The organism is Acetobacter fabarum, assembly GCF_011516925.1.
Taxonomy (GTDB): domain Bacteria; phylum Pseudomonadota; class Alphaproteobacteria; order Acetobacterales; family Acetobacteraceae; genus Acetobacter; species Acetobacter fabarum.
The window spans coordinates 427,079-442,167 of sequence record NZ_WOTG01000002.1 but is presented as its reverse complement, the minus strand read 5'-3'; the positions used below and the strand labels follow the sequence as shown (position 1 = coordinate 442,167).

Annotated in this window: 15 protein-coding genes; 8 read left to right on the top strand and 7 right to left on the bottom strand. The window is 60.8% G+C overall.

The window, feature by feature from the left end:
- Positions 1–4: 4 nt before the first annotated feature.
- Positions 5–700 carry a tetratricopeptide repeat protein gene (locus tag GOB83_RS05040; protein ID WP_095349376.1) on the bottom strand — a complete coding sequence of 232 codons (696 nt, stop codon included), beginning with the start codon at positions 698–700 and terminating at the stop codon, positions 5–7.
- Between the two features lie 156 nt (positions 701–856).
- Positions 857–1,246: a hypothetical protein gene (locus tag GOB83_RS05035; protein WP_095349375.1), complete on the bottom strand. Its 390-nt coding sequence runs from the start codon at positions 1,244–1,246 to the stop codon at positions 857–859.
- A gap of 165 nt (positions 1,247–1,411) precedes the next feature.
- On the opposite strand from GOB83_RS05035, the gene GOB83_RS05030 reads away from it, so the two are divergent.
- From GOB83_RS05030 to hisI, 3 genes are all read left to right on the top strand, one after another.
- Entirely contained in the window at positions 1,412–2,326 is a 915-nt protein-coding gene (locus GOB83_RS05030) for a glycosyltransferase family 9 protein (protein ID WP_165925409.1), read from the top strand.
- Positions 2,327–2,410: 84 nt separating this feature from the next.
- Positions 2,411–3,292 (top strand): CAF17-like 4Fe-4S cluster assembly/insertion protein YgfZ, encoded by an 882-nt coding sequence (gene ygfZ / locus GOB83_RS05025; RefSeq protein ID WP_165925408.1) that lies wholly within the window; start codon positions 2,411–2,413, stop codon positions 3,290–3,292.
- A complete protein-coding gene (gene hisI / locus GOB83_RS05020; protein ID WP_165925407.1) occupies positions 3,289–3,720 on the top strand; it encodes a phosphoribosyl-AMP cyclohydrolase in 432 nt (143 codons plus the stop codon). Before ygfZ ends, hisI begins: the two co-directional genes overlap by 4 nt.
- Positions 3,721–3,731: 11 nt before the next feature.
- Here hisI and lpxB read toward each other — a convergent pair whose 3' ends face one another.
- Entirely contained in the window at positions 3,732–4,910 is a 1,179-nt protein-coding gene (lpxB, locus tag GOB83_RS05015; RefSeq protein ID WP_165925406.1) for a lipid-A-disaccharide synthase, read from the bottom strand.
- Between the two features lie 163 nt (positions 4,911–5,073).
- Between lpxB and GOB83_RS05010 the strand changes: the two genes are divergently transcribed.
- A complete protein-coding gene (locus GOB83_RS05010) occupies positions 5,074–6,531 on the top strand; it encodes a SulP family inorganic anion transporter (RefSeq protein ID WP_165925405.1) in 1,458 nt (485 codons plus the stop codon).
- Positions 6,532–6,584: 53 nt separating this feature from the next.
- Here GOB83_RS05010 and GOB83_RS05005 read toward each other — a convergent pair whose 3' ends face one another.
- Positions 6,585–7,214 carry a protein-methionine-sulfoxide reductase heme-binding subunit MsrQ gene (locus GOB83_RS05005; protein ID WP_165925404.1) on the bottom strand — a complete coding sequence of 210 codons (630 nt, stop codon included), beginning with the start codon at positions 7,212–7,214 and terminating at the stop codon, positions 6,585–6,587.
- Between the two features lie 119 nt (positions 7,215–7,333).
- Between GOB83_RS05005 and GOB83_RS05000 the strand changes: the two genes are divergently transcribed.
- Positions 7,334–8,209 (top strand): NAD(P)-dependent oxidoreductase, encoded by an 876-nt coding sequence (locus GOB83_RS05000; RefSeq protein ID WP_165925403.1) that lies wholly within the window; start codon positions 7,334–7,336, stop codon positions 8,207–8,209.
- A gap of 24 nt (positions 8,210–8,233) precedes the next feature.
- Here GOB83_RS05000 and GOB83_RS04995 read toward each other — a convergent pair whose 3' ends face one another.
- A complete protein-coding gene (locus GOB83_RS04995; protein ID WP_165925402.1) occupies positions 8,234–9,004 on the bottom strand; it encodes a squalene/phytoene synthase family protein in 771 nt (256 codons plus the stop codon).
- Positions 9,005–9,248: 244 nt separating this feature from the next.
- Between GOB83_RS04995 and GOB83_RS04990 the strand changes: the two genes are divergently transcribed.
- The 3 genes from GOB83_RS04990 (at position 9,249) to GOB83_RS04980 (ending at position 13,436) form a co-directional block, all read left to right on the top strand.
- Entirely contained in the window at positions 9,249–9,857 is a 609-nt protein-coding gene (locus tag GOB83_RS04990; RefSeq protein ID WP_086645503.1) for a superoxide dismutase, read from the top strand.
- Positions 9,858–10,099: 242 nt separating this feature from the next.
- Complete coding sequence (gene clpB, locus GOB83_RS04985) at positions 10,100–12,715, top strand: ATP-dependent chaperone ClpB (protein WP_095349369.1); 2,616 nt, start codon at positions 10,100–10,102, stop codon at positions 12,713–12,715.
- A gap of 88 nt (positions 12,716–12,803) precedes the next feature.
- On the top strand, positions 12,804–13,436 hold the full coding sequence (locus tag GOB83_RS04980; RefSeq protein WP_165925401.1) for an NUDIX hydrolase: 633 nt from the start codon (positions 12,804–12,806) through the stop codon (positions 13,434–13,436).
- 66 nt (positions 13,437–13,502) lie between these two features.
- Here GOB83_RS04980 and hflX read toward each other — a convergent pair whose 3' ends face one another.
- Both hflX and hfq read right to left on the bottom strand, forming a co-directional pair.
- Positions 13,503–14,822 (bottom strand): GTPase HflX, encoded by a 1,320-nt coding sequence (gene hflX, locus GOB83_RS04975; RefSeq protein WP_086645506.1) that lies wholly within the window; start codon positions 14,820–14,822, stop codon positions 13,503–13,505.
- The gene (hfq, locus tag GOB83_RS04970; protein ID WP_059024200.1) at positions 14,803–15,087 is read right to left on the bottom strand and encodes an RNA chaperone Hfq; all 285 of its coding nucleotides are present in this window, start codon (positions 15,085–15,087) and stop codon (positions 14,803–14,805) included. The genes hflX and hfq overlap by 20 nt, the downstream gene beginning before the upstream one ends.
- Positions 15,088–15,089: the final 2 nt, after the last annotated feature.

Sequence of the window (15,089 nt, the reverse complement as noted above, 5' to 3'; positions counted from 1 at the left end):
GGTTTTATCCTGCTGACGGATCAAGGGCCTGCATCATATCCTGTGCGCGGTTGCGTACACCTGCCGGTGTTTCGCCCGAATCCACAAGGGCAGACAGTTTTTTGCGGGCATCATCCCTATGCCCTTCGCGCACATCCAGAACAGCCAGCGCCTCCACGGCAAGGCCGTTCCAGGCCTTGCCCGGCCCGGTCAGCAGGGAAAGGCGCGAGCGCAGGGTCGGAATATCCCCCGTATCAAGCTGATGCTGGCACCATAGCAGGGTTGCAATGCTGCGCAGGGCCGGGTCGGCTGCGGGGTTATCCTGCACGGCGTTCCATGCGGCCAGTGCGGCGGGGGCATCACCCCGGGCGGCCTGCACGGCGGCTTCCTGCATCCGGGCCAATGTGGCCACACCCTGATCACCCGATGTTGCCAGCTTTTGCAGGGCTTCCAGACCACTCTGCGCTTTGCCGACAAGGGTTATGGGGCTGCTGCCCACCTGATCGGGCAGGTGATCGGTCTGGCGCAAGGCGGCCAGATACGTGCCTGTCGCTGCCTGATCCAGAGCCTTGTGCTGTGCAAGCTTCCACGACCACAGGCCCGCGCCAGCCACAACGGCCACCACAGCGGCAACAGCCACACCGGCATAACGCCGGGCAACCGCACGCATGCGTTCAGCCTTCAGCTCTTCGTCAACTTCCCGGTAAATATCCTCTGCCACGATCCGGCCCGTTCCTGTTCCTGCCAATACATGCCTGTCCGTATTATGGCATATCTGCCCCAGCCGGACGCATCACACAAGGCGCAGCGTGTTTGTTGTGCGCCTGTTATACTGCCTTACGGCCCAACAGGCTGCACGGCAAAAGCCCAAAAGCGCTTAGTGCGCTGCTTTCTGCAGCTTGGTGCCACCCGCTTTGAGCGCGGTTGTCAGCTGGGTGAAATTAGCCCCGATGCGCTGCTGCACAGCGGTGCTGCCATCATGAATATAGGCAATTTTATCCCGCGCGTCGTTGCTGATTGCGGTTTCTTCCTTCACCGCAGTCTTGGAGACACAGGCGTTATAGGTCCGGGCGGCTTTTTCGTAAGCGCTGACCTTGTCCACGCTGGCATTATATTTTTCCACACTGGAAACATCGACCGCAGGGGCCTGCGGTTCCGCACCACAGGTGGAGGGCACCCACGCCCGCTCGGCCGCATGGGCGGGAACACATGCAACCATAGCCACCAGCCCCCCGACGGAAGCCAGCAAAAAACCTTTCTGCAACATTGCCAAAACACCCTTATTGCCCAGACAGTGGACCTACGCGGGCGACCTGCCCCACTGGAGCAGGCCAGCCTGCGCTGTAACGCTCCATCTTCTGGCATATGCCGCGCAAATGTCCATATCTGCTCTGCTTGGAAAAGAGACAAAGAGACAGTATAGCCTGATTGCATGCGCATTCTTTTTATTACGGCCACCCGTCTGGGGGATGCGGTGCTTTCCACCGGTATTCTCAACACATTAATACAGCAATGGCCCAATGCGCGCATAACCGTTGCCTGCGGGCCTGTTGCAGCCGGGCTGTTCAGCCACATGCCCGGACTCGAGCGGGTTCTGGTCATGCACAAACGCCGCTACGACCTGCACTGGCTGGATTTGTGGAAAACCTGCGCCCCCACCCGCTGGGACATGACCGTGGACCTGCGCGGCTCAATCATCAGTTTTGCCCTGCGCTCGGGGCGGCGGTTTGTCATGCGTGGGGGGCGCAGGCCCGGCAGGCGGGTGGGGCATCTGGGTGCCCTGCTCGGCCTTTCCCCCGCTCCGCACCCTACGGTGTGGCTCAACAATGCCGACCAGCAGGCTGCCGCGCAGGTTATACCGCCACACACGCCGGATGCACCGGTTATTGCCCTTGGCCCCACGGCCAACTGGCACGGCAAAATCTGGCCCACAGAGCACTACCTGCCCCTGTGGCAGCAGCTTGCCGCCACGTACCCCCAGGCCCGCCCTGCCATTTTTTATGGCCCCGGCCCGCAGGAGGCGGAACTGGCCCGCCCCGTGCTGCACGCCCTGCCCCACGCCATAGATGCCGGAGGACGGTTTGCCCTGACCGAAACCGCCGCCATGCTGGCCCGTTGTGCTTTGTATATTGGTAACGATTCCGGGTTAATGCATCTGGCCGCTGCGGCAGGCACGCCCACACTGGGGCTGTTCGGCCCGTCCCGCGCATCGGAATATGCCCCCACCGGCGCCATGACGCACTGGGTAGAGGCACCGGGGCCGGAAGGGCTAGCCCCCATTGCGGGGTTAAGTGTGGAGCGCGTCGCCCATGCGGCTCTGGCACTTTTGCGGCAAAGCCGGACGTGAACAGCCTGCCTATGGCCCCATTGCCCCGCCCGGTCTAGAGTTTGCACCAACGGCCTGCATCCTTGCATAAAAGGACACCACACCATGCCATTACCCGCCCCATCCCATATCACCCGGCTTGAGGGCCGGACTGTTCTCAAGCTTTCCGGCGCGGACCGTGTGCGGTTTCTGCAAGGGCTGGTCACGGCAGATATTGAAGCCCTGCAACCGGCTCAGGCCGCATGGGCCGCATGCCTGACCCCACAGGGCCGCTGGCAGGCAGATTTTTTTGCCATACCCGACCCGGATGATACCTGCCTGCTACTGGACTGCGCCACCGAGCAGGCCGAAGCCCTGCGCACACAGCTCATGCGCTTTCGGCTCCGCTCGGATGTGCAGATGGAACTGACGGCACTCCCCGTTTATGCCGCATGGGGTAACAGGCCCGAGGCCACCTTGCTGGAAAACGCAATAAGCGTTGCAGACCCCAGACTGCCCGCCGCAGGCTGGCGGCTGATAGACCCACCTGCCACTACGGAGCAGACCGCCACCCAGCTGGACTATGACCTGCACCGCCTGGCCCTTGGCCTGCCGGATGGCGTACAGGACTGCGAACAGGGCCGCACACTGGCAGCCGAGGCCAACATGGACCTGCTTGGCGGCATTGCCTGGAAAAAGGGGTGCTACATGGGGCAGGAAGTCACAGCCCGCATGCACTACCGCACGCTGCTCAAACGCCGCCTTGTACCCATTGCCGCCATCGCCCCCCTGCCCGCGCCGGGCACCGCCATCCTGCATAACGGGCAGGAGGTTGGCACCCTGCGCTCCTCGCGCGATCATATCGGGCTGGCGCTGCTCAAGGTGGACATGGCCGACAAACCCCTGACCTGCCTTGACCATAACGTGGTTGCCCGCCCCCCCGCGTGGCTGCTACCAGCCCTTGGCACACCACCAGAACCCTCCGCCACCACACCGGACAAACCATGACCTACACCGCACCCGATGCCGCAGTGCTTGATGCCATGCTCAGCACAGTCAAATACGATGCTTCCGGCCTGATTGCCGCCATTGCCCAGCAGCATGACACGGGCGAAGTGCTGATGATTGCATGGATGAATGCCGAAGCCCTGCGTGAAACACTGCTGAGCGGGCGCGTCTGCTACTACTCGCGCAGCCGCAAAAAACTGTGGCGTAAAGGCGAGACATCCGGCCAGGTCCAGCACCTGCACGAAGCACGGCTGGACTGTGATGCAGACGCCGTTCTGCTGCTAGTCAACCAGATTGGCGTTGCCTGCCACACCGGGCGCAGAAACTGCTTTTACCGCGCATTCTCCCCCACCGGGCTGCTTGAACTGACCAAGCCTGAAATTGACCCCGCCGAGCTTTATAAAACCCACGGCCACACCCACGCCTGAAGGGTAGCCCCTTACGGCTGCCCCCGCGTGGCCAGCAGGTCCAGCACGGCAGATGCCGCGGCGTCTGCCGGCAGGCTCCCCCCCGGCCCCTCCAACCCGTGCAGGACCGAGGCAAAGGCCGCCTTCTGGGCCTGAGCCACGGTGGGGTTTTCAAACAGTGTCTGCACCTCGCGCGACAGCACGTCTGGCGCGCAGTTTTCCTGCAACAGTTCGGGCACAACGGCCCGGCCTGCAAGCAGGTTGACCATAGCCACATAGGGCACCCGGATAAGCCTGCGCGCCATAAACGCCGTAAGGGGGTTAACCCGGTATGTTACCGCCATGGGCACACCAGCCAATGCCAGTTCCAGCGTGGAGGTGCCTGATTTGGTCAAAGCCGCCCCGGCTGCGGCAAATGCGTCATGCTTGTCGTCCACATCTGTCACCACAATCGGGCGGACGGGCCAGTCATGCACGGCCTGCTCAACAGTAGCCGCCACCACGGGGGATACCGGCACAACCGGCACCACATCGGGCATGCTGGTACGGAGCAGGGCCAGCATCTGCCCGAATACGGGCAGCAGCCTTGGTACTTCCGAGCGGCGGCTGCCGGGCATCAGCACCAGCACTCGTGCGTTATCCGCCAGTCCGTGCCGTGCCCTGAACCGGGCGGCATTGCCTTCCTGCGCACCGGATTGCAGAACGGGGTGGCCCACAAAGCGGGTTTTCAGGCCGTGCCTGCCAAAAAATTCTTCCTCAAACGGGAGCAGGCATAGCAGTTCGTCCCAAAGACCAGGGAACTTGCGCACCCTTTTCTGCCGCCATGCCCATACCTGCGGGGCCACGTAATGCACGCGCAGCATACCCATGCCCGCAATCCGCCGGAGCAGGCGCAGGGCAAAGCCGGGGCTGTCTATGGTAATCACCAGATCGGGTTTTTGGGCTGCAATATCCGCCACAGCCTGATTAAGCCTGCGCGAAAGCTGGCGCACGCGAGGCAGGATTTCCACCAGCCCCATAACCGCCAGATCCCGCATGGGAAAAAGGCTGGCAAGCCCTTCCTGCGCCATGCGCGTACCCCCTACTCCGGCAAAGCGGATATGCGGGTTACGCGCGCGGAGTGCGTGCATCAGCCGGGCACCCAGCACATCCCCGCTCGCCTCTCCGGCAAGGATCCATACAAGGGGGGATGGAGGGGGCAGTTCAAGCATCTTCACGCACCAAAAACACAACGCAGGCACACCACCATTCCGGCCAAACAGGGAATGTGCAAGCCATGATCCGCAAAGAAAAACCTTTCCGCACATAAAAAGTCCGGTTTATGGCTGGGAGCACCAAACCATCCACCCTAGTTTACAGGATATTTTCTGCCTCGTGAGTGTTCAGCAGTATGTGCGTGAATGGACGGAACAACCCGTCCGTAACGTTCTGGCCGGCATGGTCGGCACCTTTGCCCTTATCCCCGAAGTTATCGCTTTTTCCTACGTGGCGGGGGTTGCGCCGGAAGTGGGGCTTTTTGCCTCGTTCGTTATCAGCATTGCCATTGCCATAACGGGCGGCAGGCCGGGCATGATCTCGGGGGCCGCTGGATCGGTCGCGCTGGTTGCGGCGGATCTGGTGCACGGGCATGGGTTGCAGTACCTGCTGCTGGCAACCCTGCTGGCCGGGGGTATGCAGGTGCTGTTCGGGCTGTTGCGGCTGCAAAGCATGATGCGCTTTGTCTCGCGCGAGGTGGCGACGGGTTTTGTCAACGCGCTGGCCATTCTTATTTTTTCTGCCCAGATCCCGCAGATGCTGCATGTGACGTGGCACACCTACGCCCTGATCGCCCTTGGGCTGGCCATTGTTTACCTGCTGCCTCGGCTGAGCACGGCTGTTCCCTCCCCCCTTATCTGCATTCTGGTGCTGACCGGGATCAGCCTTGCCGTTCCCATGCCCATTCATGTTGTGGCCGACCTTGGGGCGCTCCCCACGGGGCTGCCACACCTGACATGGCCGCAGGTACCCCTGACCTGGAGCACATTCCAGATTGTACTGCCCTATGCCTTTGCCATGGCCATGGTCGGGCTTTTGGAATCGCTCATGACTGCAACGGTGGTGGATGAGTTGACCGACACCCATTCCAGCAAGCGCATGGAGTGCACGGGGCTGGGTATTTCCAATATTTTTGTGGGCCTGTTTGGCGGCATGGCCGGTTGCGGCATGATCGGCCAGACCGTGGGCAACCTGCGCTACGGTGGCCGGGGCCGCCTGTCCACCTTTACGGCAGGGGCTTTTCTGCTGCTGTTGCTTGTCGCCATGCACCGCTTTGTTGCTCAGGTGCCGGTGGCAGCACTTGTGGCTATCATGATCATGGTATCCATCAGCACATTTTCGTGGTCATCCCTGCGCGAGCTGGTAGCCCACCCCAAGCTGTCCTCCACCGTTATGCTGGCAACCGTTGTGGTGGTTGTGCTGACACATGATCTGGCCGCTGGTGTTGGCTGCGGCGTGTTGCTGAACGGTCTGTTCTTCTCGTTTCAGGTCATGAAGCTGGTGCAGGTCAGAGCGGAGGATACGCCCGATGGCACAACCCGCACCTACCATGTGCGCGGCCAGCTCTTTTTTGCTTCAACCAGCGTGCTGACCGATGCCGTGGATTTTCAGGCCCCCGCAAAAAACGTGGTGATTGATCTGGCCGACGCCCAGCTATGGGACATCAGTGCGGCAGACACGCTGGAAAAAACCGCCACCCGGCTGGAAGGGCGCGGCAAAACCGTTACCATTCTCCATGCCGATGCACGCGCGGCAAAACTGCTGGCAACACTGGGGCACCCCAACCTGCTGGCCTGAACGCACAAAAGCCAGCGCCACACAGCCCGGCACGGCCCAAAGCTGCCCCGCCCCTAAACCGGGGTCGGGCGGCTTTTTTGTGCTTTGGGGAGCAGGCGCGTTGCCAGCACGGCCGCCGCTATGGCTGCGTAAATAAATGGCTCAACGTGCCAGACCTTAAAGGCAATGCTGTAGTGCACGCAGGCCAGCACCATAGCCACGTAAACCGTTCTGTGCAGCGGTGCCCACCGCTTGCCCAGCCGCATAATGGACTTGCGCGTGGAGGTAACCGCCAGCACGCACAGGATAACAAAAGCCAGCAGACCAAAGCTGAGGAACGGGCGGGTGGTAAAATCCGTCCAGATCAGGGCCGGGTTCAGCCCGCGCGCCCATGTCAGGTAGAGTGTGACGTGCAGGGCCGCATAGGTAAAGGCCAGCAACCCCAGCGGCCTGCGGTAGAGGATGAGGTTAATTCTGGTAAACCGCCGCAAGGGTGTCACCATGAGCGAAACCAGCAGGAAGCGGAACGCATAACGCCCAAAGTCATGCAGGCATTCGCGGTAAGGCCTTGGCCCCAGCCAGCCCAGCCACCCTTCCACCAGATCAAACACGGCGGGGAGCAGGAACAGGCCGTAAAGCAGAACCTGCCGTGCCAGTGGCGACAGGTTTTTGCGCCGCGCGCGACCGGCAACAGGTGGAGCCATGATCAGCCTTTATTCTTCCGGGGTGCCTGACAGCGCATTCAGGCCATGCGCCTTAACCTTGAAAGGAGTTTGTGCGTTATGTCCATAATACGCAAGAACATGCAGGAGTCTCTGATACCATGAGCACAGCAAAGACAATCGGTTTTATCGGGTTTGGCGCAATGGCCAGCCGCATGGCCGCAAACCTGAAAAAAGCAGGGTTTGCAGCCGTGGCTTACACGCCCTCCGGCAAAGGGGGGGACGAAAACACTGCCTTCCTGCCCAGCCCGGCAGATGTTGCCAAAACGGCTGATATTGTTCTTGTGTGCGTCCCGGATGACGAGGCCTTGAGCGCCAGCATGTACGGCCCACAGGGCGCGCTGGCCGGCATGCCAGAGGGCGGGCTGTTACTAAACACAAGCTCCGTCTCCCCCGAAGCCGCACAAACCTTGCTGGATGCGGGCCAGAAGCTGAAAGTCAGCGTTGTGGACTGTCCGGTTTCTGGCAGCACGCCCGAGGCGGACAGCGCCAATCTGGTGGTGCTTGCTGGCGGCAGTGAGGATGACATGGCCCGCGCCAAACCGGTGTTTGACGCCATTGGCCGCCTGACCATTCATGCAGGCCCGGCAGGCAGTGGCGCACGGCTCAAGCTGGTTATTAACGGGATTATGGGAGCCGGGCTGGCCGCCGTGGCCGAAGGCATTGCCTATGGTCTGGCCGCAGGGCTCGACCGCACCATGCTGTTTGATGCGCTGGATAACATGGCCGTGATCTCCCCCCACCACAAACGCAAGATCAAAATGGCCAAGGAAGGGGATTTTTCGCCCCAGTTCCCCACCCGGCTCATGCAGAAGGACATGCGCCTGCTGCTTGATGCCTGTGCCCGTCTGGCCGTGCCGGTACCCACCATGGCCGCAGTCACGCAGGAACTCTCCCTGACCCGCCGCGCCGCAGCAGATGCAGACTATTCCGCCCTGATCGGGGTACTGGAAAACATTGTGGCCAACGACCCGTAAGGGTTTTACGGCACTCCAAGCCGTTCAGTCGCGCTCAAACGCACGCAGGGCCTTAACACCCTGCCACATGAGTGCGGCGCGGTCCCCCAGCCCACGGGGCTGCCCGGCCTGCCGGGCGGTCCCTGCAAGGTCCCGCTTGGCGAGTATGGCAGGCAGAGCCGCAAGGCGAAAAGGCGCGGGCAGATGGGGCCAGTCCAGCGCCGCCAGCCATGCCTGCCCCTGTAACCTGAGCGCCTCCTGCCGGGCAGGCCATACAAACCGCCCTGACTGCTGGAGCACGGGCCAGTGCCGCAGCATGGCCCCTGCCCCATAAGCCATACCACAGGCTTCCAGCCTGAGCAGGATGGCGGGGTCTTCCACCCCCAGCAGTTCGCCTGTTGCGCGCTGCAGTGCTCCGGGGCCATCACGCATCATGCCCTCCCATGCCGGTTGATCACGCGCGCCGGTCAGTTCCATCTCGCAAGAGTGAACAAGGCGGAGCAGTGTGGCCAGCCGGGCCTGCCCGCATGCCATCATCCCAAGCAGAAAAGGGGCCAGAATGTGCTCGGGGGGGCGGGTCTTTTCCAGCACCTCGCGCCACCATTGCAGGCGGATCAGCCCGGCCATGGGCCCGGCTACCGCAGCCGAGCGGGCCGGGGCCAGCACGCGAATCAGCTCGTTATGGAACGCCAGCAGCACAAGCCCGCCCGGCTGTGCAGATGCGGGCAGAAAACGCGCACAGAGCAGCCTGTCCGCATCCCCCGCTGCAAGCCCCGCCAATGCCTGCATATCGGTGTGTGATGGAGGGGTGTTCATGGCTGTATCCTACTTCTCTTACCCGGTGGCATGTTGCAAATTCATGCTGTTTCATGCGTAATGCACATATAGCTTTCCTTACGGACTGCCGCGCCACCCCACCCCCACCAGCAGGGCAAGTTTCCGTGAGCAAGGGAAAAGAGACATCGGGCCACCACCCGCTGGCTCTGTGCCATATGGCACGCCCATAGCTCTGGACAGGCGCGTTTTTGACACGCCCTGCTTGATACGACGGAGTTATGTCATGGCTTTTGAACTGCCAACCCTCCCCTTCGCCCCCAATGCCCTTGCCGCACGCGGCATGTGCCAGGAAACGCTTGAGTTCCACCACGGCAAGCACCATCTGGCTTACGTAAACACCCTGAACACGCTGCTCGAAGGCAAGCCCGACCTTGCTGGCAAGTCTTTGGAAGACATTATTCTGGCCGCACACGGCAAGGCTGACCTGACCGGCCTGTTCAACAATGCTGGCCAGCATTGGAACCACTCGTTCTTCTGGAACAGCCTGTCCACCTCTGGCGGTGCCATGCCCGAAAAGCTTGGGGCCAAAATTACCGCAGACTTTGGCAGCATCGACACCTTCAAGGAAGAATTCCGCAAGGCCGCCATCTCCCAGTTCGGGTCTGGCTGGGCTTGGCTGGTGCTGGGCAAGGACGGCAAGCTGGCCATTACCAAAACCCCCAACGGCACCAACCCGCTGGCCGAAGGTCAGGGCACGGCACTGCTGACGGCCGACGTGTGGGAACACTCCTACTACCTGGACTTCCGCAACCGTCGCCCGGACTACATCACCAACTTCCTGGACAAGCTGGCAAACTATGAATTTGCCGAAGCCCAGCTGAACGCGGCCTGAGTGCAAAACCACCGGCTCCAAGCCGGTCTGGTGTAAAAAAGGCGGGGCTCCCATGGGGCTCCGCCTTTTTTCATATCGGCCATTCCATAGGGTGTGCGACATATGCACACATCCCCCTTGATTGTGCTGTTGGGCCTTCCAATCTTAGAGGTGTCAACACGACAGACCCTGCCTTCCGTTGCCGCAAAGCGGGATGGGGCAAGGCCTTCAGTCGCCTACGATAAAGGGACAAGAGGGATATTATGGATATTGCAAAATTTACCGAACGCTCGCGCGGTTTTCTGCAGGCAGCACAGACCATTGCCCTGCGCGATTTTAACCAGCAGCTTACGCCCGAGCACCTGCTCAAAGCCATGCTTGATGATGAGGAAGGCGCTGCATCGGCCCTGATCCGTGCAGCCGGTGGCAACCCCGATGCGGTCCGTGCTGCCAACGAGCAGGCACTGGCCAAACTGCCCAAGGTACAGGGTGGGGGCGCTGGCCAGCCAGCGGCCACTCCGGACCTGGTGCGCGCACTGGATTCCGCCGAACAGATCGCCCAGAAAGCAGGCGACAGCTTTGTCGCGCAGGACCGCCTGCTGGTAGCCCTTGCCGCAACCAGCAGCGCGGCGGGTGAGGCGCTCAAAACCAACGGCGCCACCCCCGATGCGCTGGAAAAAGCCATAGCCACCATCCGCAAGGGACGCACAGTGACCAGCGAAAACGCTGAAGCCAATTTTGACGCGCTAAAGAAATATGCGCGGGACGTGACCGAAGTTGCCCAGCAGGGCAAGCTGGACCCGGTTATTGGCCGGGATGAGGAAATCCGCCGCGCCATTCAGGTTCTGGCCCGCCGCAGCAAGAACAACCCTGTGCTGATTGGCGAACCCGGGGTGGGTAAGACCGCCATTGTGGAAGGTCTGGCCCAACGCATTGTTAATGGCGATGTGCCCGAAGCGCTTAAAAACAAAAAACTCCTCTCCCTCGACATGGGCGCGCTGGTGGCCGGTGCCAAATATCGTGGTGAGTTTGAAGAACGCCTGAAAGCCGTGCTCAAGGAAATTGAGTCCGCAGAAGGGCAGGTCATCCTGTTCATTGATGAAATGCACACGCTGGTCGGCGCAGGCCGGACCGATGGCGCCATGGATGCCTCCAACCTGATCAAGCCTGAACTGGCGCGCGGCACGCTGCACTGCATTGGTGCCACCACGCTAGATGAATACCGTAAGTATATTGAAAAAGACGCAGCGCTCGCACGCCGCTTCCAGCCCGTTTATGTGGGCGAGCCTTCCGTGGCTGATACCATTTCCATCCTGCGCGGGATCAAGGAAAAATACGAGCTGCACCATGGTGTGCGCATTACCGATGGCGCACTGGTCGCCGCGGCAACCCTGTCCAACCGCTACATCACGGACCGCTTTCTGCCCGACAAGGCCATCGACCTGATAGACGAAGCCGCAAGCCGGCTGCGTATGCAGATCGACAGCAAACCCGAAGAGCTGGACGAACTGGACCGCCGCATTATCCAGCTCAAGATCGAGCGGGAAGCACTGCGCAAGGAAGACGACACCGCAAGCAAGGACCGGCTGGAATCTGTTGAGGCCGAACTGGCTGATCTGGAAGAAAAATCCAACACGCTCAGCGCCACATGGCATGCGGAAAAAGACCGCGTGCATGCGGTGCAGAAATTGCAGGAACAGCTTGATCAGGCCCGCTCCGATGTGGAAGTGGCTCAGCGCAAGGGCGACCTGCAACGCGCCTCCGAGCTGATGTATGGCGTTATCCCCAACCTGCAAAGCCAGATTGCCAGCGCCCAGCAGACGGAGGAACAGGAAGCAAAAAGCGCGAACCTTGTCTCTGAAGCGGTGACGGATCAGGGCATTGCCTCGGTTGTCTCACGCTGGACGGGTGTGCCCGTGGACCGGATGCTGGAAGGCGAACGCGCCAAACTGCTGCGGATGGAAGACGAGTTGCGCAAATCCGTTGTAGGGCAGGAACCCGCCCTGCGTGCGGTTGCCAACGCCGTACGCCGTGCCCGCGCCGGTTTGCAGGACCCCAACCGCCCGATCGGGTCGTTCCTGTTCCTCGGTCCGACGGGTGTTGGCAAAACGGAGCTGACCAAAGCACTCGCCCGCTTCCTGTTTGACGATGACAAAGCCCTGCTGCGCATTGACATGAGCGAGTTCATGGAAAAGCACGCCGTGGCCCGTCTGGTCGGCGCACCTCCGGGCTATGTGGGGTATGAAGAAGGTGGCGTGCTGACCGAAGCCGTGCGCCGCCGCCCTTATCAGGTCATCCTGTTTGATGAGGTGGAAAAGGCGCATGAGGATGTATTCAACATTCTGCTGCAAGTGCTTGATGATGGCCGCCTGACCGATGGTCAGGGCCGCACGGTGGACTTCCGCAATACGCTGATCATCCTGACCAGCAACCTCGGCTCCGAATATCTGGCCAACCAGCCGGATGGGGATACCCCAGCCATGGTGCAGGCACAGGTTATGAAGGTGGTGCGTGAGCACTTCCGCCCCGAGTTCCTGAACCGTCTGGATGAGGTTATTCTCTTCTCGCGCCTCCAGCGGGTGGATATGACCAAAATTGTGGATATTCAGATCAGCCGCCTGCAAAAACTGCTCGAAGACCGCAAGATTGGCCTGCATCTGGATAATCTGGCCGAAACCTGGCTGGCGAATGAAGGGTACGACCCGGTTTATGGTGCGCGCCCCCTTAAAAGGGTTATCCAGCGCAACCTGCAAAACCCGCTGGCCGGGCAGCTACTTGAAGGCACGATCCATGACGGCGAAACCGTCAATATTTCTGCCAACGGGGATGGCCTGCTGATTAACGGTCAGGCCGCCACAGAGCCTGAACCTGCCTACTAACCCGGATACCCCGGCCTGTTAGCGGCACATAAAAAACGGGAGGGCGCATGCCTTCCCGTTTTTTGTTGAAGAAGAGAGGAGCACAACCATGTCCGAGCCTGAATGGCTTATCTGGGCCAGAGAGGTTCAGGCCATTGCCCAAACCGGACTGACCTTTGCCAAAGACCCGTTTGACCGCGAACGCTATGAAATGCTGCGCACGCTGGCTGCCAAGGTTATGGCCCGTGGCAGTGGTGCCCCCATCCAGCAGATAGAAAACCTGTTTACCCAGCAGACCGGCTACGCCACCCCCAAGCTGGAAGTGCGTACCGGGGTGTTTGACGCCCAGAACCGCCTGCTCATGGTGCGTGAAGTGCTGGACCAGAACCGCTGGACCGTGCCGGGCGGCTGGGCGGATGTAAACCTGAGTGCCTCGGAATCCGCCGCCAAGGAAGTATGGGAAGAAACCGGCTACACGGTGCGCATGACCCGCCTTGCCATGGTGCTGGACCGGGCAAAACAGGGGCATGAACCGCCAGAGGCTTTTTCCATCACCAAACTGTTTTTTCTGGGAGAACTTACCGGCGGGGCTCCCACCACCAGCATTGAAACCAGCGAAGTCCGGTTTTTTGCGCGCAACGAGATCCCGCACGACCTCTCAACCGGGCGTATCTCACGCCATCAGATCGACCGGCTGTTTGCGCACCACGCTGATCTGAGCCTGCCAACCGAGTTTGACTGATTAAAAAGCGCATGCCCGGTAGATCAGGCTGACTGATCCGCCGGGCATGGAGCCCCACGTAACGCGTTACGCGATCTGGGGCGTAATGTGCCGGAACTGCCGCTCAAAGCGCGCACGGTCTTCTGCCAGCAGGCGCACGGTAATATCCGCCTCTTCCTCCCGGTCGTTACGACCGATAACCTCGCCATGCTGGTACAGCCATGCCAGCGCGGCACCATCGGCCAGTGGCAGAGCATAACGCACCATTTCCATCCCCGATGTAATGCGCTGGTCAATACGGGCCAGAAGCCGGTCCAGCCCATCCCCCGTAATGGCGGAAATGGCAACGCTTTCATCCCCCTGCAGGGCTGCTGCGTGCTCGCCTAGCAGGTCCACCTTGTTCAGCACTTCAATCACACGGCTTGGCCAGTCCTGCTCAAGCATGTTGTCCTTGGCCATGCTTTGCAAAACACCCAGCACGTCTTTTTTCTGGGTCGCGCTATCGGGGTGAGCAATGTCACGCACATGCAGGATAATGTCGGCTTCGGCCACTTCTTCCAGCGTGGCGCGGAAGGCGGCAATCAGCTCCGTTGGCAGGTCGCTGATAAAACCCACCGTGTCCGATAGAATAACCTGCCGCCCCGATGGCAGCTCTATGGCGCGCATGGTCGGGTCCAGCGTTGCAAACAACTGGTCCTGTGCGTAAACGGTGGCCCCGGTCAGGGCGTTGAACAGGGTGGACTTACCCGCATTGGTGTAACCCACAAGAGCCACAACGGGGAACGGCACACGCTTGCGGGCCTGCCTGTGCAACCCGCGTGTGCGGCGCACCTGCTCCAGATCCTTTTTAAGGCGCACAATGCGCTCGCCAATCATGCGGCGGTCAGCTTCGATCTGGGTTTCACCCGGACCACCCAAGAAGCCAAAGCCACCGCGCTGGCGCTCAAGGTGGGTCCACAACCGCACAAGGCGCGAACGCTGATATTCCAGATGCGCCAGTTCGACCTGCAATGTCCCTTCCCGCGTGGCAGCACGGGCACCAAAAATATCCAGAATAAGGCCGGTTCGGTCGATGACCTTGCAGCCAAACTCGGTTTCCAGGTTACGCTGCTGGGCGGGGGTCAGTTTGGTATCCACCACCAGCACGTCAATATTGTCGGCCTTGACCGCTATTCGAAGGGAATCGATCTGCCCCTTGCCCAGCAATGTGGCCGAGCGGCGCATACGCAGCAAAAGAACGGCTTTACGGACAATAACCAGACCAATGGAGGCCGTGAGGCCAACGGCTTCTTCCAGCCGGGCCTCTGCGGCCCTTACGTCCTGCCCGTGGGCTGAGCGCTCCCACGGCAGAATAACGGCAGCACGCGTTGCAACCGTTTGTTTTTTCTCAGTAAAACTCGTCGCCAAGAGATGGTTCCTTGTCCGCCTTTGCGCCCGCTCCGGTGGAGTCTGCAATATCTACGGGAATGCTGGGCATAACAGTGCTGATGGCATGTTTGTAAATAAGCTGGGTCTGCTCATCACGCCGGAGAAGCACTACCTGATCATCAAACCACGTAATAAAACCCTGAAGTTTGACACCATTGACCAAAAATACGGTCACGGCTGCCCGGGAACGGCGAATCTGGCCTAAAAATGCGTCCTGCACATTGTGTGCACTCTCTTTTTCCACTG